Below are 19,736 nucleotides of genomic sequence, written 5' to 3' on the forward strand. Positions count from 1 at the left end.
GGCGGGATGTTTGGCGGGTGGCCTTAGGCGGTTGGGCTTGTAGCCCCCAGGCGGCCAAGGTCATCGAGGCGATGACTCGCTTTAGCTTAACAACCCATGCAACGGTTGTGTTGTCCTAACCGCGACGTTGCTTAACGCATGTGCAGCAGGGTGCGAACCGCCGGAACCCTGTCGGCGGCACGTCGAGCAAGTGTTCGGACCGGATCGGCCCAATGTGAACGCAGGAATCGATAACGCGATCGTTGAAGTGTCTGGTTCAACGCATAGCGTGTGTGATTCAGGTCAACGCAGCCTTCGCCAACCTTCGTCTCGGTGGTCGCCAATCGACCTTTGTAACTTTCAAGCCCTTTCCCAAAGTCCACTCGCTGCACGTCTCCATAGGCTCCCGCTTCGGCCGCCATCAACATACTGACCAAGCCGGGGGAGTAACGTGAGCAATCAAAATCGTAGGTGTTGATCAAGAAGTGTGAAACGTGGCGAGATCGCAAGCAGTAATGCAAGGCGACGGGTTCGCCGCCGGCCTTTAGATAGACGATTTCACCACGAAAGCGATCGTCCGTCTCCTGCATCCAATGCTTCAAAAGTTCACGGACCCACGGTTCACGAAACGGATGTTTGCGATGTTGCGATTCATATTGATCGCTCTTCCACTGCAACGTTCGCTGCAACAGGTCGCTTTCGCCTTGGTCGCTGCCAGTGGTGAGCGTCCCCAACGCCTTTTTCATGCGGTTCTGTCCCGTTCGAACCGTCTTTTTCAAATGGGCACTGCGATCGTAGACCTCGTCAATAAAAGCTTGACGGCCCTTCGAAAAATCCATCTGCGGCGATGCCCAAACCGTCCAGCACTGCGAGGCAAGCGGTTGCGAAACGGGAAACAGATGATTGAACGTCCAACGCACCAAACCGGCTGCCCGTAGCATTGCCGATGGATCGATCGAAGTGCCCGGCCGACAAACGACTCCCTGATAATCCGCTAGCGTCCGGCCGACGGGGCCAGCCACGTTGCCATTCATTCGTTCAAAGGCAAAGACCGCATTCAAACGCGAGCCATCGACAAGAAAGGCAACCTCGATATTAGGCAGCACCCGCGCGACGCACTGGACATAAGTTGGCGTGAAGTAGGGGCTTTCGAATTCGGGAGAATCATCCAATAAGTCCCACCACTGCGACCAGCGTTCGGCACCAATTTGATCGACCGACTGAACCTGCCATTGCATCACAACGAACACCCAAGGAGGAGAACCACGCCTATGTTGCCGATGGCCGCATGTGGCTGCCAACGGATGGTGCATTGTGGGGGCACCCACGGTACATCGCAAGTGAAAACTTGCAAAATAAAGGGACGCTTCGGAAAAGCGTAAGTCTCTTAATGTAACCGTGTTAGCGTGTTCACAGGTGTTAGGGTGTGCACCTTGGCGGGCAAGTGAGCCGCAAGCGGCTCACCACCAAACGCCTTTGCTGCAAACGAATCAAGCAGGGCTTTCTTCTTGCATATTTGCTTCGACGACCGACTGGGCAAAACTTTGGTAGGCACCGCCGATCTGTTGTGCCATCGGATCGGGCCAGGCATGGAAACGATCTTCGGTCAACGCGTCGAAGATTGCGTTGGCGACGGACGAAGGCGGTGCGGCGCCTTCGGTGAACCCTGCATGATCCGCCATGTCCGTTGCGATCGGGCCAGGATGGACGCTGACCACCTGAGTCCCCTGTTCCGCTAGCGTGTCGCGAAGCGCTTGGGTGATCGAGTAACTCGCGGCCTTGGATGCCGAATAGGTTGCGACGTTGGCGAACGTCTTGACCGAGACGACGCTGTTTAGTTGGACCAATGCCCCGCCGCCATTAGCGGCCAGCACCGGTGCAAACGCCTTCGCAGTGCGAATCAGTCCGTAAACGTTGACGTTCATTTCGAATTGGATTGAATCGAGGCTATCGTCATCGATCGGCCCGGATGTCTTTAGAACGCCTGCATTGTTAACGACCAGATCGACGTCGCTGGCGGTTTTCGCAGCTGCCTGGATCGTGCTTGGATCTTCCAAGTCGAATTGGACGGGGACGACGCGGTCACCAAATTCGCTAACCAGCGATTCGGCTGATTCTAATTTTCGCACCGCTGCGTAGACTTTTTTAGCTCCGCGACGCAATGCTTCCTCGACGATCGCTCGGCCGATTCCGCGATTAGCACCCGTCACCAACGCGGTCTTGTTTTTAACATCAAATGACATTTGGCTTATTCTCCAATTTGAATTTTTGATTTCGTAATTCGTTCACCGCTACACCGTGAACGCTCTGTAGGGACTACTCGCTACACAGGCCGACTCTTACTTGGTTTCCAAAACCTTTCCACAAAGACTCTAACACTGGGTCAAGTCAATTGGTCAAGTCAACTGAGCGCCAAGCACATACGGGATCGACGGAGAAGCCGCGTCACGCTCTGATTCGGCCGCGCCGGTGGTCTTGGCGACACCGGTCCGCTGGATAGCAAATGCCATGCTCAAAACGACGGGCACCAAAAACATGGTAAAGACGGTCGATACCACCAAGCCGCCGGTAATCACCGCCCCGAGGCCGCGATACAACTCGCTGCCAGGCCCGGTCAAAAACACAAGCGGCAACATTCCGCCGACACTGGTCAACGTGCTCATCAAAATCGGACGCACACGGCTGACCACCGACTCGACAATCGCATCATTGGGGTCGGTGCTGACGGCGTTGCCATCTTCGTCTTTCCCCGTTTTCAAAAAGTTCAAAGCTTGGTAGACGATCAGGATCGCATTGTTGACCACAACGCCTGCCAAGATCACGAACCCGAGGATCGTCAGCACGTCCATGTTTTGAACCGGCAGATAACGATCGCTCAGCGTCCACTGGTGAACCAACGCCAGCCCGATGAAACCGCCGAGCGTTGCCAAAGGAACGCTGATCATGATCACCAGCGGGTAGGACCAACTTTGAAACAGCACCACCATCAACAGGTAAACAATCGCAAACGCAAGAAAGATGGAACTAGAAATCGTTCCCACAAACGATCCATCACCGATCAAGGCGGTTTTGATTTCGGCAAGCGAACCGGCGGATCCCGCGAAGCGAACATCGACGGTACCAGGAATTGCCTTAGATTCGCGAAGTGCGGCAACTTTCTCGTTCAATTGATCGATCACCGTAGCCAACGGCACGTTGTCCGGTGGAGTCAACTCGAGTGTGACGGCGCGTTGACGATCGACGTGACGAATTTGGTCTTGCACGCGAACCCGATCAACTTTGGCGATGTTCTGCAGATCGACCACCCCATCGCGGCGAGTGGCAACGGGAGCGTTGCGAAGACCTTCGACGGGCGAATTGCCCAACGCTGCTTCGGTGATGATTTTTAGATCCTTCAGTTCACCGCCACGCTCAAAACGACGAGGGATCAATATGCCATCGCCCGAGGCCTGTGTTGCCAGCCCCACGTCCTGTCGCGTTAGACCGGCGTCCTGCAACCGTTCATCGTCTGGTTCCACACGAATCTCCGGTGTCGGCAGCAAGAAGTTCGATGGCGTCGGATTGGTGCTCTTGTTTCCGTAGTCTGCCACCAATTGCCCCATCAACGCGCCAGCCGAATCGACCACCTCCTCGAGCGAATCGCCGACGACATCGATCTTGATCGCCGCCCCTGTGGTTCCTCCGGTGCGAAACAGAGGGAATTGAAACGTGAAGTATCGGGTGTCGGGCGCGGCGCCTGCGATCAACGCACTCTCGACTAATGGAATCGCGTCGACGGTGGTCGCGGCGTCCACGGGGATCGCTCCTTGAAAGATCCGGCCTTCACGAGCGACGAGGAAGTAGTGGTCCAGCAGCGGGCTGATCACCGTCTCGGATGATTCCGGACTGATCGGTAGCTCGACTCGATTATCAATCATCGGATTCTCGCTACCCCGACGGACCTCCTCCATCGCAAACCGATCCCCCGCGGCTTCCCATGAGGCACGGACATGAGGCTCGATACGACTGCCGATTTCGAACAATTGGTCGATGCTGTAGCCGGGGGGCGGAACCAAAACGCTGAAGACGAGGTTGCGGTTTCCCTTTGGCAAATAGTCTAGCGGCGGTAACAACATCACGATCCCCACCACGGTCGCGGCGGCAAACAGACTTGCCGTGACGATCCGGCGAACCCAACCTGACACCAACCAGCGAACGATCGCGCCAATCATTGCCGGCAAATTGGTCAGCCGCACAAACGCTTGCGAAATTGCCGATAGCCAACGGGCAAGTCTCGAGCGTGGTTTCACTGGCTTAGCATCGTTCCATGCTGGAATCGATTCGTTCGATTGGGCTGCGAGCGGCTTCAGTAAAACGCCAGCCGCGGCGGGGATGACGGTTAGGGATACAATCAAGCTCAGCCCGACCGCGGCCATGATCGCTAGCGCGATATCGCGGAACAGTTGACCGGCTTGTTCTTGAATCAACAACACTGGCAAAAACACGACCAAAGTCGTCAACGTGGACGCCAACACCGCACCGGCGACCTCTTGGGTTCCCAAAAGTGCTGCTTGCTTTGGAGCATGGCCTTTTTGCAAATAGCGAAAGATATTTTCGATCACGACAATTGCGTTATCGACGACCATGCCGACCGCAAACGCCATCCCCGCCAATGAGATGATGTTCACGCTACGGCCGAGTGCCAACAAGATCACGACGGTGCCGATTGTCGAAAGCGGGATCGCGATTGCGATGATGCCCACCGAACGGACGCTGCGAAGAAACAATAACAAAGCGACGACCGCTAATGCGGCGCCGGACAAAATGTTCTGCTGGACGAGCGCCAATGCATCCTTGACATAGTTCGACGAATCCCATGTTTGCACGAGTTCTAGTTTGCTGCCGGGGGCCATTTCACCGGCGGTTTGCAGGATTTGAGCTTGTTGGCTGAGCAGTCCATCTGCGGAATTCATCCGTGCGATCTCAGCCTGGATCTCGCTCATTGTGTCCAACAAGTTTCCGCCAGATTCCAATTGAAAATTAAAGAACGGCATCAGCGTCCCACGAGCGCGCACCCAGCTGTCGAGTTCCTTGTACCCGGCTCGCACCTGAGCAACATCACGGACATAGATCGGGCCTTCCTCATCACGGCGAACCACCAATTCCGAAACCGAGGCGGCATCGGCAAACCGACCGATCGTGCGAACACGAAGATCGTTTTTGCCATCGGTGATTTTTCCGGCCGAGAAGTTCGCATTGTTGACTTCCAACGCAGCAACAAAGTCCGAGTACGTTAAACCGCGAGCGGCCAAGGCATACGGATCGACGATGACTTGGATTTCCGATTCTCGTGCTCCCACCATCCCGACTTGCGAGATCCCTGGAATCCGCTCGAAGACCGGCCGCATGCGGCGATCCATAAAGTCATACAGCGTCGTTGAATCAAAGTTTGGATCCGTGCTGCTGAAGCCGACCCAGGCGATGTAGTCAACACTTTCGGGATCGATCGCTTCAATCTCGGGCTCGTCGACTCCGACCGGGTACTGCGGTACTTCGCTCAGTTTCTGGTCGACTTCGGACATCGCTTGGTTGATGTCGGTTCCGGTGCGAAATTGCAATCGAACCAATCCTCGACCACTGCGAGCGATGCTGGTCATCGAAACCAGATTGCTGATGTCGCCAAGGTATTTTTCCTGTTGCTCCATCACGTCGCTTTCGATCTCTTCGGCCGACGCGTTCTCCCAAGCCGTGGCGACCGAGATCACCACCGAATCGATCTCCGGTGCCATTCGAACGGGAACATTGCGAAGTGCGACCATCCCGGCGATCAACGAAAGGATCACGCCGACGGTAACCGTGATCGGTTGTGATACCGAAGCTTTGACGAAGTTCATGATCAATTTTCCAACAGGAAGGTTCTAAAAAAAGCCACGCGATTCCATTCGCGTGGCCGGAGGGTTTCGTTATGGCGCCGCTACAAACGCCGTCTACATCGTTAGATACTCGCGTAAAGACGGATGTCTTACACGGATTGGATAAGAAACCGACTCGATGTTAATGGCGCTCGCGGCGCGAACCGTCAGGATGCAGCGAGTAACACGTTCGATTTTGACCGGGCGGCGCACGCCGCTCCGCTACGAAAATCACCCCGTTGGGGCGAAAGTAGATGGCATTGGCATTGGCATTCCGGCCTACGGCTCACCGTTGCGATTTGCATTTGGATTCAATCAACAAGCCGTTGGCGACGTTCGCTAGTTGCGTTGCGCACGTGCCAGTTCGTCATTCCCGGCCGGGGTGTTGATGATCGCCACGTTTTGGCCGGGCAGTAGACGCTCGTTGCCTTCGACGATCACGCAGTCTCCTTCGTGCAGCTGAGCGGATCGAATCGCCACACGGTCGGGCAGTTCGAACAGAATGTCGATCGGAACTCGCTCCGCTTGGCTCTCGGCGGCCGCTTTGCTGACTCGGTAAACAAACGGTTGATTGCCGCTACGATTGACTGCGTTTTTATGAACCGTCTCGGTTTGCACTTCGTTTGTCGTGGCGATCCAGCCGTCGACGGACATGCCGGCGGACAGCAAGCCATCGGGATTGTCCAGCGTGACCACAAAGCTAAGCGTCCGCACGCGAGGATTCACGTCCGCGACTCGCCGCGTCGACAAGACATTGCTTTCTTGTTGAGTGGCTCGCGCTCGGACGCTGACGGATGCTCCAAACTGGTCCACCGCTTGAACGAATCGTTCGGGTACCTCTAACCACGCTTCGATCGGCCCCGTCGAGACAATCGTCAGTAACGCGTCGCCTGCTTGCACCCAATCGCCCGGTTCAATTTGCCGCTGCACGACCGAGGCATCGTAGGGAGCTCGGATTACGGTGTCATCCAATCGCACCTGGATCAAGCGAATCGATTGTTCGATACGATCGATTTTGCTGGTGGTGGAATCGATGGTCGCCTTGGCGATGTCATAGGCCGCTTGGAACGCGTCGAGTTCTTGTTGCCCGATGGCGTTTTGATGGATCAATTTCTGAGCTCGCGTCAGATCCGCTTTGGCCTGCGTCAATCGGGCTTTCGCACTGGCCAAGTCCGCGATCGCGATCGCTTTTTCTGCCACCGCTTCGCCATGCTGGGCTTGCAATCGCCGCGAGTCGACGCGAGCAACGATGTCGCCTTTGCGAATCAGTTCGCCCTCGCGTGGTTTCAGCTCGAGCAATTGCCCCGACTCGATCGCGGCGACGTTCCCACGAGCGACGGGACGCAGCGATCCAGTCACCGCGTGTCGCTGCTGAACCGTCTGACGCTGGACCGATTCGACGCGGACCGGTACCTGCGCCGTTGCCAGCGAAGCCGAAACGGTGACCGCAACGGCAGAGAAGACCGCGTATCGGTGCGAAATCGCGAAGGTTTTATCGAACATGGGTGGCACTCCATCGATGCATTGATTCTTAATGACGAAGGAAATACTTTCGTTTTTTCGCCTCCTTACACCGATTCGCAATGTTTTTTTCGCGAGTTTTTGGGCTTTTGTTAAGACCGAGTGTAAGAGAGACGCTGTCAACGAGTATTCACCGGTGTGATCCGACGCAGTGCCCACGTTCGCGACAACGGCTATAATCAGGTGGTCGTTTAGAGTGCTACGATCGAAAAAAGGCTGCGCAGGATACTAATTTGACCGATTCACCGATCACCCGAGCAACGCTGCTGCTGCGACTGCGTGACGGAGCGGATAACGAAGCTTGGTCCGAGTTTCTCCGAGACTATGGTCCGATGCTGTATCGTTTCGCTCGCAGCCGTGGATTGCAGGACGCCGATGCGGCTGACATTGTGCAAGATGTTGTCCGACGGGTTGGGGCTGCGATTTCGCGTTTGGATTACGCGAAAGAAAAGGGCGGTTTTCGCGCCTGGTTGTTCACGATCACTCGGAATCGACTTTATACCTATTTTGAAAAACGAAAACGTGTTGGTCCTACGGCCAACGACACCGCACAATACGAGATGCTCTCGCAAACGCCCGACACCGCCAACGAACTGCAGGAAGCGTGGGAGCGCGAGCACCAACGTCAATTGGCTGCCCAAGCAATGAGGGAAGTCCAACCCGAGGTCGAACCGCAAACTTGGAACGCGTTTCAGTTAACCGCGGTCGAGGGCAAGAGTGCTGCGGATGCAGCAAAACAACTTGGGATGACCACGGGGGCCGTCTACGTCGCCAAGAGCCGGGTGATCGCCCGATTGAAGACGGTTATCGAACGATTGCAGGAACAGGACGAATAAAATGCCAGTCGCAACCACTTGCCTGACGCGAGACCAAATTCAATCGCTGATCCGCGGTTCGTTACCGCCGACCGAACTGCAGCAATGGACCGAACACATCGGCAGCTGTTCGGCTTGCCAAGAAGCGTTGCAGATGGCGGCAACCGGTACCCTCGAAATTGAGTCATTGGTTGCCGAGCGGATGACGATGAACCCGTCGAATGACTCGGCGTATTGGCCCGCGATCCGTTCGGTCGCTGACATCAACGCGGCCGCCAACGATGTGACCTTACCACCTGATAATTCGACCCCCTTCAACGCCGAAGCGTCCACGTCGGTCGATAGTGGGGGAGTCACGCAAAAACCGAACAAGCCTGAATTGAGCTTCTTGGAGCCATCGGACGATCCAGCCTACCTTGGTCGCTTGGACCACTTTCAAATCGCGAGAGTGATCGGACGTGGTGGCATGGGAATTGTCCTCGAAGCGTTCGATACACACTTGCAGCGTCCCGTCGCGATCAAGGTCCTGAACCCCGAATTCGCCAAAAACGATACGGCTCGACAACGCTTCTGTCGCGAAGGACGCGCAGCAGCGGCGATCTCACACGAGCATGTCGTTTCGATGTACCAGGTCGCCCGCGAAAGCGATGGCAAGATCGCCTACCTCGTGATGCAATTAATTGACGGCGAAACGCTCGAAAGTCGAATGACGCGACAGTCGCCGCTTGCTGCCGCCGAGGTGGCGCGGATGGGAATGCAGATTGCCGCCGGGTTGTCCGCCGCGCATGGTCGTGGCATGGTCCATCGCGACATCAAGCCAGCCAACGTGTTGATCGAAAAGGAATCCGATCGGATCAAGTTGACCGACTTTGGATTGGCGCGGGCCGCCGATGATGTCAAGTTGACCAAGACCGGGATGGTCACCGGCACGCCATTGTACATGTCACCCGAGCAAGCGATGGGATCGGATGCCGACGAGAAGTCGGATTTGTTTTCGTTTGGCGTCGTGCTGTACGAAATGGCGACAGGCAAGTCACCGTTTCAGGCCCCTTCGATCGTCGGGGTGATGAAGAAGGTGATGGATGAGGATCCAGAACCGCCGCACCGAGTAAACTCTTCGATTCCAAGAAAATTGTCCGACGTGATCATGGCATTGTTGGAAAAGAAACCCGATGATCGCCCGGAATCAATCCACAGCGTTGCCACGGTGTTGGCGGGAATCGTCACCGAGTTCGGTCCGATTTCGCCGCTGCAAGTCCCCGCGATCAAAGCCAACGATGCCAAACGGCTATCCGGCAAACACCGCGCCATCGCTCGCCGGGTTTCTTATATCGCTGTCGCCATCGCGGCGATTGGATTGATTACGCTAGGCGCCGTGCTGGGCGGATGGATCTTTACCAAAGCTCCTGTGACCGCGACCAGTGCTCCGTCGACCGATGATGCCCGCTTTCCGTCGGTTTTACTGAGCGGAAATCCAGGCACGGTTTGGTCGGTTGATTTTGTTCCTGGCAAAGAACAGGTGGCGGCCGCGATCGAAGACGGTTCGGTGCGAATCTGGGATATCGAAACTCAGCAGGTCATTAAAAGCTTCAATGCGCATCGCGGTTTGGTTTGGATGATCCAGTACCATCCGACGCGACCGATCGTTGCCACCAGCGGCGATGATGGTTTTGTCAAACTGTGGGATGCCAATAATTATCAATTGATCCGCGAGTGGAAGGCTCCTAACGCGGTGCGCGGGATCGCGTTTTCGCCTGATGGATCGCGAATCGTCGCGGGTGATCGCGAAGGCACGATCCATTTGTATGACATCGACTCGGGAGAACAAGTCGGTTCGAAAACACAGTCGGGCGCGATTTTCGGTGTCGATTATTCAAGTGATGGCAAGTGGATCGCCACGGTCGGAACCGACAAAATCGTGCGTGTGTGGGATGCGGAATCGCTCGAGGAGCGTCAATCCTTCACCGGGCACAAGGGCCCGATCTATAACGTTGCGTTTATTCCCGACGGATCGTTGTTGGCCAGCGTGGGATGGGGCAAAGTCATTCATCTGTGGAATGTTGACACAGGCCAGGAAGTTTCCAAGTTGACGGGAAGCGAGAGTGACATCTGGGGAGTCACGTTCTGCAACTACGGTTCGCACCTTATCACGTCCGGTCAGGACGGCATCACCCGAATCTGGGATATCTCCGATGGCCACGAAGTGGCGAAACTTGGCGGCCACGAATCGTCGGTCCACAATGTCTCGCTCGACTCGGTCAATCACCGCATCGCCAGCAGTGGTCGAGACGGCAACATCCGCATTTGGGACCTGTCGGTCCTCGGCGAATCGAAATAGACGTGCGTCTAAAGAGGGCCCTGTCAAACATTTTGTAGCGAAACACGTCAGCGGCTTGTTGCTTTAGTCGTACGATGGACTTCCTAGTCCGTCGAATACACCATTGACGGACTAGGAAGTCCATCATACACCCCTTGCCGCAGGAAACTTCACTAAATCAACAGCCCGTCAAGAGTTTCGGCGAGCAAACGTCAATGCAGCGAATGCCGTTGACGGATGTTCATTTTATTGAAATGCAGTCTTGATACCGCCGAACGCGGCAAAGCACGAATTTTTATGAAGCAGTTCGACTTTGGAAAACCCAACTTGGCGAAGCAGGTCTAGCTGGAAGGTGACCGGCCGAGGCGAATCTTCTTTTTCGATATACGCAAACACCTTTTCGCGGTACGAATCGCCGCCAAGTTCACGCAGATACTCGCCGTAGCGTCGCCACATCAATTCGTGAACCGCGGCGGTTTCGTGGGTGACCAAGTCAGTGATCCAAACACTGCCGCCGGGAGCGAGTAAGCGATGTATTTTTTCAAAAGCCGCTAACCAATCCGCATCATCGCGTAGATGGTGCAGCACTGCGGCCGCCAGGATCACATCGAATGTTTGTTCGGGAAGATCGGCGTCACGAAAATCGGCTTGCCACACCTGGATTTTGTCAGCTCCCGCTTCGCGGACCCGCAGTTCGGCGCGCGTCAGCATCGGTTGGCTTAGGTCGAGTAAGTCGACATCGAAATTGCGTCCGAACTCTTGCCGCAATTTGATCGTGTTGTTTCCTGCCCCGCAGCCGATATCCAGAACACGCCGGATGTTGGGCGTCGCCGCGATCGCGGCCTGTGTGATCAACTCCATCGCCAGTGGAGCGTCGATGGTCGCTGATTGCCCGGTTTCCAAAACGCTGAAACGCTGTACGTCGCCATCGAACCGCATGCGAATCTCATCGATCGTCGATTTTGTCGCCCAGGGTTCACTTGTCGACGGGGGAGACTTCTTATTCATTCGGTCAATCCTTGTGCGAAGAATGGTTTGGCGAGTTTGGGATGCGGATTCTACGACGTGCAATGCATGACCGCCATGTGAGCGGATTAGCGCACCTGACCAACAATCGATTCACTCAAAACTCATTGATTTTCAGCCGCTTTCGCGATCCTTTGCCGTCTGACGTTGGAAACCGGTTAAATTGAAGGGAGATGTGAGCAGACAATCGGAATGCATTGGTTGATTAGCATCGGCCCCGTTTGGTTCGCTCGCCAATTCTTTTCCAAAGACCTTTCTCGACTCAAGGGGTAACGACGATGGCCACTCACACTCTCGGTGAATTGGTACAGGAGGTCGAGTACACCAACACTAAACAACACACCGCATTCATGACGGGACAAATCCGTTGTAAAGAGAGCGGTGCAGGCGAAATCGTTGCGGTGCTATTCGACATGAATGGCGAGCGAAAATCGGAACTCGCCGCCGGTGCGCATCAGCACGGTGACACTCGGGTAGCGTGCAACACGCTGACGATGCCCGTGCCGCCACGTTGGACCGTCAAAGGCTATCGCATCGAAACGCAGTCCGCGATCCAAACACAATGGGCTGAGATCGATTGATAATGCAGCCCAAATCGATCGCGGACGCTCGCGTCCGCGAAACCGAATGATTACGTCCGAGAAACTAGTTTTTCTCGGCCGCGATAAAGGTCGCGAGCGTCCTGAGGTTGCCGATAAAGGTCTTGCTTGAAATGATCCGCGAGACGTCGGCGTCGGGATAAGTTTTCAGCTGGCCTCGTTCGACCCAGGCGCCGCGTGAATCTAGCGTCGCGACCGCTCGCGCCGCTTGTTCGGTCAACGATTTCGATTGCTTCGCTGGCTTGGGATCGCTTTGTACCCACAGCCGATCCTTGGGCAATGCGGACACCTTTTCCAATTCATTGCGGATCCGCGACAGCGATGAACCGACGACAAAACTATAGTGAGCCGGGACATCGGCATCAGAGTACGACAATTCGTATTTTCGATTCATGTACAAAGGACGATTGGTGTGTAGTTCATAGAATCGTGCCAATCGCCCGTCATTGCGTAAACATGACTCGTAATAGGGAAGCGCCGTTTGTACGGCGTGTAAATAACGCGGGTCTGCCGAGCGGCGGTACAACACCAACAGCGTTCGCATCACCTGCTGAGACTCTGCACCGCTGATTGCGGGCGGTTCAAATTTGCGTGCCCATGCGGGCTGCATTTGTTCGTTGTATTGTTGCGCCCAACCGGGTTGGGGCGACGGCATCTGTGCGAGTACCAAAAAGTCACCTCCACGCATCGCCGAGTCCAAGTAGCGAGCGTCCTGGTAGTGATCAAAGGCGTCCAGCATCGTGGCGATCAAATCCGCGATCGTGCCGTCGTTCAGCGTGTAGTAGTGGTCGTATTTTTGTTTCGGGTGTGTCTTTGACCAAGTCGTTGGATAAGACGCCGCCAGACGTGCGTTGGATGCCGGTGTCGAGGTTCCATCGTAACGTTGCGGCCAAGCACCGTTTGAATATTGGCTCTTCAGCACGCCGTCCAGTGCGACCATGACGGCCTCGTGCAGTTCCGCGTCGCTTTGTTTGGTGGCAACGTCCAATCGCATCAAAAAGCGAATCACCGACTGAGTCTTGTCGTCATCGAAGGTCGTCGTGTTGTGCCGTTTGCCTACGTCGACCGAATCGACTCGATAGGCGTACTGCTTTCGGTCTTGGTCGGCGAACTCGATTTTTTCGCCCCAACCGCCTGAAACAAGTTGGCCTCGCAGCAGTGCCGCAGCGGTTTGGCGGGCTGCGTCCAACAGCATCGGATCGGAGGTCAATTGATAGGCTTCGAGATAAGCTTGCCCAACACTTGGTGTCGCCGGCGGCTCGATCCACGCAGTCGTTTGCCCCACCTTCTCTTCGCCTTCACGGAGCGACAAATCTTCGCTGATGCGGAAGACATAGCCGCCATGTGACGATGCCTGCGTGCGAAAGAATTCAACACTGCGATGCAGTGCGTCGATGGCATCGTCACGTGAAATCGGCTCGGCCGCATGTCCGCCGCCGGGGGAAGCGGCCCCCGTCATCGTCAGCATGACGCAAATGATCCAAGTGCGAACGAGAACGGGCGTGGGACTAACCGGTTGGCAGGTGCCGAGTTCCGAAATGCAGGCCTTCATGAATCAGGTTCCAATCGGGACGTCGAAGCGAGGGGGGACGTGAGGGGGGGACGCACCCGATTGTAGTGCACCGGCCCCATCCCTGCGGAGGCCCGATCCGCGTCTGAGCCTGCTCCAGTTACGGGGCCTGGTCTGTCGTGCCGTTACCACCGGACGTTTGATCCGGCGCGGGTATCAAAGTCGAGCAAAAATCGAAGCTACAAAGCTGCACAAAATACGGAAACGAGTTAGAATGCGTCCTACTCAAGCCTCTGCTGGGTCTGCCCTCATCAGTCGTGGATGGAGCGGATGCCCCCCTTCGTAAACGGCCGCGAGTCGGTAAAGATAGCGTGTTTGTCGCTTTTCGCTGCCATTTCGGGCTGCATGGCGACTCGAATCGCCACCCAACGCGTGGCTTTCGTCCCCTCCTTGAAAACTCCCCTCCCCGAATAACCTCTCAGAACCCACTTATGATTTGTTCCACGTCTCGTAGCCTCTCGCCGCAGAAATGTCTTATGACGAAGATGCCATTGCGTGTTGTTGCCGTCGCAGCGCTTTGTACCGTGTTTATCTCGACGAACGCCATGGCCCAGCGAAAGCCTGGCCGGTTGCGAGAGGCGATCAAGCAGCGAGCCAACGCTTCCGCCGCGGTCGCAAAAACTGCGAACGTGGCACCATCGAGCGAAGCCAAGAAGGTCAACGTTGGCAACACCGCGACACCGATCGACCGGATCACCGCGGCCGATGGGTTCAAGGTCGAGTTGCTCTATTCGGTTCCTGCTGAGATCCAAGGTTCGTGGGTGAATCTGTGCACCGACAACAAAGGTCGGTTGCTGGTCAGCGATCAATTCGGCGGACTTTACCGCATCACGCCTCCGCCAGCCGGCCGAGAGATCAAGCCCAGCGATGTCGAAGTGGTGCCCGCTAAAATCCGCGCCGTCAACGGCATGGTGTGGGCATTCGACGCGCTGTACGTCGGTGTCAACGACTACGAACGCAAAATTCCGTCAGGACTGTACCGGGTAACCGACAGCGACGGTGACGATCAACTCGACAAAGTGGAATTGTTACGCGAGATTGAAGCACGAGGTGACCACGGCGTCCACGCGGTCGTACCGACTCCCGACGGCGAAGCACTGTATCTGATCACTGGTAACAATGCCAAAGCACCGGAATTGGCGGATAGTTCACAAGTGCCTCAAATTTGGGGCGAAGACCATTTGTTGCCTAGCATGCCCGACGGACGTGGCCACAATCGTGGGGTCCTGGCCCCTGGCGGCATCGTCTATCGCGTTTCTCCCGATGGCAAGACCTTCGAAGCCTACGCCTCTGGTTTCCGCAATATCTTTGACGCTTCGGTGAACCGCGACGGCGAATTGTTCACCTACGACGCGGACATGGAATACGATTTCAATACACCTTGGTACCGTCCGACGCGTATTTGTCACGTCACCAGCGGTGCCGAATTCGGATGGCGTAACGGTGCCGGAAAACGGATGCCGTTTTATGCCGACAATCTGCCCGGCATTCTTGATATCGGTCCCGGATCGCCGACCGGAACCACGTTCGGTTACGGTGCGAAATTCCCAGCGAAGTATCAGAATGCGTTTTACGCATTGGATTGGAGCTGGGGTAAACTGTATGCCGTTCACATCGAACCAAGCGGATCCTCGTATACGGCCACGAAGGAAGAGTTTGTGACCGGCGCGCCGCTGCCGATCACCGACGCCATCATCCACCCACAAGACGGTGCGATGTACTTCACCATCGGTGGTCGCCGCGTTCAATCGGGACTGTACCGCGTGACCTACGTTGGCAACGAATCGACCGAGCTCGTCGAGCCCAAGGTGGTCAAGAACGAGGCGAGAGAAACTCGCCACATGCTCGAATCATTCCACGGCAAGCAAGATCCAAAGGCGATCGAAACCGCATGGCCTTACTTGGCAGACGACGACCGCTTCATTCGTTTCGCTGCACGCACCGCAATTGAGCACCAACCGCTCGATTCCTGGGCCGACAAGGCGTTGACCGAGTCGGACCCGGCGAAACAAGTCGTCGCGTTGTTGGCACTCGCTCGGGTTGCCGGCGTGGACCCAATGCACCGCACCGACAAGGACCCCGAAGTCGATACGGCGATGCGAGGCAAGTTGCTTAACGCGGCCATTGCGATTGACCCGTCCGCTCTGGATTCCTTCGATCAATTGACGCTGCAGCGTGCCATCCAGATCACTTTGACCCGCTTTGGTCGTCCCGACCAAGCCATTGTCGATAAGTTGATCGCTCGTCTTGATCCGCAGTTCCCTGCGGAATCGCCTGAGATGAATTGGTTGTTGTGCGAAACGTTGGCGTGGCTGCAATCCCCAACCGTTGCCGAAAAGGCGATGGCGTTGATTGCCGCGGCACCGACGCAAGAAGAACAAATGCAGTACGCACGTTCGATCCGCATGTTGACGGCCGGCTGGACCCCGGAACTGCGTGAAGCCTACTTTGAATGGTTCTTGAAAGCGGCCAACTACAAAGGCGGAGCGAGTTTCGACAAGTTTATCGAGTTCATTCGCAATGATGCCGTCGCTTCGCTAACCGAGGCTGAAAAAGAATCGATGGCCGAGTTGTTGGCACGAAAGCCGGTCAAGAAATCGGCACTCGAAAATTTGGGCGAAGTCTTCAAAGGACGCACACCGAAGGAATGGACGCTCGAGGAACTCTCGGAAGCGGCAAGCACGGGACTGAAGAATCGTGATTTCGCGAACGGGCGTAAAATGTTTGCCGCTAGCGGCTGTTTCGCTTGTCACCGCTTCGGAGACCAAGGCGGAATGACCGGTCCCGATTTGACCTCGGCTGGTGGACGTTACTCGCCACACGACTTGTTGGACCAAGTGGTCAATCCGAGCAAGGTGATCAATGATCAGTTCTCGTCGATCAAAGTGTTGACCGAAGACGGTGTCGTACACACCGGCGTTGTGGTCAATCTGAACGGTGACTCGATCACGATCAACACCGATTTGACCGACCCCAACAAACGAGTCAACGTCAACCGTAACGAAATCGAAGAACTGGTCGTGTCGGACGTTTCGGCGATGCCCGTTGGATTGTTCAATCCGATGACGAAAGAAGAAATCCTTGACTTGATTGCCTACCTGATCAGCGGTGGCGATCCAAACCACGCGTATTTCAATAACTAACGCTGACACGGATTATCGGCGTCGGTTTCGCCGCGTTTCGTCAACGTTGTGATTTCCACATTTGGCCGTAGCGAAAGTCATCCGAGGCTTTCGCTACGGCGCCGAATGTTGGATGCTTGATGAAGCCCTCCGGTGCAATAGGACGGAACAAGGCAGGCAACGACAGCGTCTAAAGCCAGGGGATTTCGTATTGGTGATGCGTCATCGCTTCGCCACAAATTCTTACAAACGTTTCGCGTTGCTCGTCGCTCCAGAGTTTCCAACGTTGGCTTCGTTGCTTGGGATCTTTCGCTGCATGACGACTTTCTCCGGCAAATCGTGTCGGGTGAAATCGCTTGGACAGCGGGGCGAGACATGCCTGGTTGAATTCAAGGCCGATCGATTGAAATGCGGACTCGAGAGTCTGTTTGAACTTCGGCGTGTCCCGGATCAGCCATTCGTAGCGACAGAGAAAGATGTGCGGCCGCGATGATTGGTACTGCAACATATCCTGGCGAAGTGCCCATAGCTTGCAGACGTCCTCGAACGTCATCTCCTTGAATCCGCGAAATGATTGGTAGGACGAAATCACCTCGATTCCGTTGCGGATGATGTAACAGATCGCGAGTCGAGGAAACGCTTCCTTCAATCCAATCGCCGACCGTGGATCAAGCATCGAGTAGGTTGAGATGGCGGAGTATTCTTCGGGAGTACGCCAATTCGCTGTTGGCCAGTAGAGATCAAGTAAGGTACGGCGATGCATACGCCAGAATTCACGACGTCCCACCGGCACCGAGTCGCCGACCTCCTCCATATGCAGATTCGCGGCACGCATCAGATGGTGAATGTAGTTGCACTCGTGGTTATAGCTTGCCACCTTGGGATGTGCGGCTAGGCAATGCCGTAAAACGGTCGTCCCCGAGCGGCCAACCCCACTGGCGAGGATGAGGGGAGAATCAAGAAACGGATGCTCACTGAAAATCGCTTCGTTCCGTTTGAATTGAAAAAACGCCATTACTTTGCTTGGACGCATTGCCAATGGGGAGAGAAAATCAGAAAGCATCACCCCCCATCGGGTTTGCTTTCGAGGTGTGCAGCTAGGATTGCCGTCGACTTCGCTTGGATGTCGGTATCATACTCGGTTGCCGATTCGTGGCCACCGAGGTGATCCAACTTGTCAATTCACTGCTGCTGGTGTCACGATGAAGTCGTAGGGAACCGGGTTACTTCCGAGACGTGTCAGCGTCATTCGCGTTTGATGGTTCGGCATCGTCGGTGGTGGGTGCCGCGGCGGGGGCGTTAACAGGGGCAGAGGACGTGGGGGCACCAGCCGTGCGAGCGTGGTTTGCAAAGAAGTCCCAGATCACTTCGAGACCATCGATATCCGAATTGGTTTTACCCACGATCCTCTCTGGCATCCGGATATCACGCCCGGGCAGCGTGTGGCCTCCGCCGACGACTCGGTAGAGAGCGACGCTCGTCTTGCGTTTCCCGCCGGTCCAAAGTGATTTCTCGACGGTGCAACCGTCGGCCGGATCCTTGTCCTCAAGTTCGGTTACCGCAGGCTGATCTGGGATCCCGTTCTTTTTCAACCACAGCCCGATCGCGTCGTCGGTCGACAAACAATGACCACGACTCTTTTTGGGTTTGGAGCTTAATTGTGCAAGTTTAGGGAAAAGGTTGATCATGACTTCGCCACCATCGTAGGGAACGATTGGGTCCATCGTTCCGTTTAGATACAGTACCGACACGGGATGGGCCGGCGCGAAGTTTTCTTTCAGTGGTTCAGCCATCGTCGCGATGCCGATCGCGACCGCCGAAAACGTTTCCGAATGCTCGATCGCAAGTCGCTGGGTCAAAAATCCACCGTTGGATATCCCCATCGAAAAGATGCGGTCTGAATCAATGGTGTATTCCTCTTTGACTCGATCAATCACCGTCATCACAAACGAAACATCATCGATAGTGTTATCGTGATCGACATACAATTCGGATTCACGTCCGTCGTTCCAATGTTGATTGATCGCGTTGGGGTATACAACAATGAACCCTTTCTCGTTGGCGAGTTCCGTCATCCCCATTGCCGAGATCTGATCGTCGCTGCCGCCGCCTCCATGCAAACAAACGACAAGCGGTGTCTTGGTTCCGGCGTCGTAGTTGTCGGGAGCGTAAATTCGGTACTGTCGTGCTTGTCCACCATGAGTCAAACGGACTTTCTGTCCCGTTGGGACCGGCCGCTGCCATTGTGAATACGCCAACCCCGTAATCGCAAATATCAGGATTGCAGTCGCAACGCAAACGGTGATTCGTTTGATCTTCGGCGTACTCATCAAACTTGCTGTCTCGAGGTGGAACGAAATGGGCAGTTTTAGATTGAAATGCGCGACGCTTCTCTGAGTTTGCTATGACTTTGGCTTTACCCGGATCATTTTGTACTGCATCGGTTCGGGCAGCTCGATCGTCACGATGATCGTGTCCTCGTCCTCGCGGTGATGCCGGATACTCAGTCCGCCCTGTTCACCATCGGCGCCCGTAAACAACAATCCCAGCACGGCATCGCCATTCTTGTCGACCTCCCATTTGCCAAGTGAGGAACCGCCCGTGCTGTCGGCTCCCATGTGAAACACCTCATGGGTCTTGGCATTCACTCCCATCAAAGCAACGGTCTCCATTTCGTTTCCCTTGGTTGTGATCTCGATGACTCGATCTTTGATCTTCCATGCGTAGGTGGCTGTGGACGTTTCCCCGTTTGTCTCGGCATCGACCCACGTGCCAATCATTCCTTCCCATTGGTGTTTGCGAAGGATGTCGCTGAGCTTGTCTGCGGCAAACAGCGGCGACGCGGAAAGCAGAAGGGTGGCCAGCAAAGTGCAAGGCATTAACGTTTTGAACATGT

At 55.5% G+C, this 19,736-nt stretch carries 13 protein-coding genes; 4 read left to right on the forward strand and 9 right to left on the reverse strand.

Going from position 1 to position 19,736, the window contains the following annotated elements:
• Positions 1-131: 131 nt before the first annotated feature.
• The 4 genes from ABEA92_RS26840 to ABEA92_RS26855 form a co-directional block, all read right to left on the reverse strand.
• Complete coding sequence (locus ABEA92_RS26840) at positions 132-1,217, reverse strand: GNAT family N-acetyltransferase (protein WP_345688130.1); 1,086 nt, start codon at positions 1,215-1,217, stop codon at positions 132-134.
• A gap of 252 nt (positions 1,218-1,469) precedes the next feature.
• Positions 1,470-2,222, reverse strand: coding sequence for an SDR family oxidoreductase (locus ABEA92_RS26845; protein WP_345688132.1), 753 nt, complete (start codon positions 2,220-2,222; stop codon positions 1,470-1,472).
• Between the two features lie 153 nt (positions 2,223-2,375).
• Positions 2,376-5,852 carry an efflux RND transporter permease subunit gene (locus ABEA92_RS26850; protein WP_345688134.1) on the reverse strand — a complete coding sequence of 1,159 codons (3,477 nt, stop codon included), beginning with the start codon at positions 5,850-5,852 and terminating at the stop codon, positions 2,376-2,378.
• 357 nt (positions 5,853-6,209) lie between these two features.
• Positions 6,210-7,373, reverse strand: coding sequence for an efflux RND transporter periplasmic adaptor subunit (locus tag ABEA92_RS26855; RefSeq protein WP_345688136.1), 1,164 nt, complete (start codon positions 7,371-7,373; stop codon positions 6,210-6,212).
• Positions 7,374-7,624: 251 nt separating this feature from the next.
• Here ABEA92_RS26855 and ABEA92_RS26860 point away from each other — a divergent pair, with 251 nt between their 5' ends.
• Both ABEA92_RS26860 and ABEA92_RS26865 read left to right on the forward strand, forming a co-directional pair.
• Positions 7,625-8,227, forward strand: coding sequence for an RNA polymerase sigma factor (locus tag ABEA92_RS26860; RefSeq protein ID WP_345688138.1), 603 nt, complete (start codon positions 7,625-7,627; stop codon positions 8,225-8,227).
• Between the two features lies 1 nt (position 8,228).
• Positions 8,229-10,544 (forward strand): WD40 repeat domain-containing serine/threonine protein kinase, encoded by a 2,316-nt coding sequence (locus ABEA92_RS26865; protein WP_345688140.1) that lies wholly within the window; start codon positions 8,229-8,231, stop codon positions 10,542-10,544.
• A 225-nt stretch (positions 10,545-10,769) separates the two neighbouring features.
• Here ABEA92_RS26865 and ABEA92_RS26870 read toward each other — a convergent pair whose 3' ends face one another.
• Entirely contained in the window at positions 10,770-11,531 is a 762-nt protein-coding gene (locus tag ABEA92_RS26870) for a class I SAM-dependent methyltransferase (protein ID WP_345688142.1), read from the reverse strand.
• Between the two features lie 296 nt (positions 11,532-11,827).
• On the opposite strand from ABEA92_RS26870, the gene ABEA92_RS26875 reads away from it, so the two are divergent.
• A complete protein-coding gene (locus tag ABEA92_RS26875; protein WP_345688144.1) occupies positions 11,828-12,130 on the forward strand; it encodes a hypothetical protein in 303 nt (100 codons plus the stop codon).
• Positions 12,131-12,194: 64 nt separating this feature from the next.
• Here ABEA92_RS26875 and ABEA92_RS26880 read toward each other — a convergent pair whose 3' ends face one another.
• Positions 12,195-13,700 (reverse strand): pectate lyase, encoded by a 1,506-nt coding sequence (locus ABEA92_RS26880; RefSeq protein WP_345688146.1) that lies wholly within the window; start codon positions 13,698-13,700, stop codon positions 12,195-12,197.
• Positions 13,701-14,194: 494 nt separating this feature from the next.
• Between ABEA92_RS26880 and ABEA92_RS26885 the strand changes: the two genes are divergently transcribed.
• Positions 14,195-16,861 (forward strand): c-type cytochrome, encoded by a 2,667-nt coding sequence (locus ABEA92_RS26885; RefSeq protein WP_345688148.1) that lies wholly within the window; start codon positions 14,195-14,197, stop codon positions 16,859-16,861.
• 169 nt (positions 16,862-17,030) lie between these two features.
• Here the strand turns inward: ABEA92_RS26885 and ABEA92_RS26890 are convergent, their stop codons facing one another.
• The 3 genes from ABEA92_RS26890 to ABEA92_RS26900 form a co-directional block, all read right to left on the reverse strand.
• On the reverse strand, positions 17,031-17,873 hold the full coding sequence (locus ABEA92_RS26890) for a sulfotransferase (protein ID WP_345688150.1): 843 nt from the start codon (positions 17,871-17,873) through the stop codon (positions 17,031-17,033).
• Positions 17,874-18,063: 190 nt separating this feature from the next.
• On the reverse strand, positions 18,064-19,170 hold the full coding sequence (locus ABEA92_RS26895) for a CE1 family esterase (RefSeq protein WP_345688152.1): 1,107 nt from the start codon (positions 19,168-19,170) through the stop codon (positions 18,064-18,066).
• A 72-nt stretch (positions 19,171-19,242) separates the two neighbouring features.
• Entirely contained in the window at positions 19,243-19,734 is a 492-nt protein-coding gene (locus ABEA92_RS26900) for a hypothetical protein (protein ID WP_345688154.1), read from the reverse strand.
• Positions 19,735-19,736 lie beyond the last annotated feature (2 nt).

The sequence above is a fragment of the Novipirellula caenicola genome, assembly GCF_039545035.1.
Lineage (GTDB): Bacteria > Planctomycetota > Planctomycetia > Pirellulales > Pirellulaceae > Novipirellula > Novipirellula caenicola.

Excerpts from the sequence above, each read along its gene's own strand:
- ABEA92_RS26840 (WP_345688130.1), bottom strand. The coding sequence starts at position 1,217 with ATGCAATGGCAGGTTCAGTCGGTCGATCAAATTGGTGCCGAACGCTGG.
- ABEA92_RS26845 (WP_345688132.1), bottom strand. The coding sequence starts at position 2,222 with ATGTCATTTGATGTTAAAAACAAGACCGCGTTGGTGACGGGTGCTAAT.
- ABEA92_RS26850 (WP_345688134.1), bottom strand. The coding sequence starts at position 5,852 with ATGAACTTCGTCAAAGCTTCGGTATCACAACCGATCACGGTTACCGTC.
- ABEA92_RS26855 (WP_345688136.1), bottom strand. The coding sequence starts at position 7,373 with ATGTTCGATAAAACCTTCGCGATTTCGCACCGATACGCGGTCTTCTCT.
- ABEA92_RS26865 (WP_345688140.1), top strand. The coding sequence starts at position 8,229 with ATGCCAGTCGCAACCACTTGCCTGACGCGAGACCAAATTCAATCGCTG.
- ABEA92_RS26870 (WP_345688142.1), bottom strand. The coding sequence starts at position 11,531 with ATGAATAAGAAGTCTCCCCCGTCGACAAGTGAACCCTGGGCGACAAAA.
- ABEA92_RS26875 (WP_345688144.1), top strand. The coding sequence starts at position 11,828 with ATGGCCACTCACACTCTCGGTGAATTGGTACAGGAGGTCGAGTACACC.
- ABEA92_RS26880 (WP_345688146.1), bottom strand. The coding sequence starts at position 13,700 with ATGAAGGCCTGCATTTCGGAACTCGGCACCTGCCAACCGGTTAGTCCC.
- ABEA92_RS26885 (WP_345688148.1), top strand. The coding sequence starts at position 14,195 with ATGACGAAGATGCCATTGCGTGTTGTTGCCGTCGCAGCGCTTTGTACC.
- ABEA92_RS26890 (WP_345688150.1), bottom strand. The coding sequence starts at position 17,873 with ATGCGTCCAAGCAAAGTAATGGCGTTTTTTCAATTCAAACGGAACGAA.
- ABEA92_RS26895 (WP_345688152.1), bottom strand. The coding sequence starts at position 19,170 with ATGAGTACGCCGAAGATCAAACGAATCACCGTTTGCGTTGCGACTGCA.
- ABEA92_RS26900 (WP_345688154.1), bottom strand. The coding sequence starts at position 19,734 with ATGTTCAAAACGTTAATGCCTTGCACTTTGCTGGCCACCCTTCTGCTT.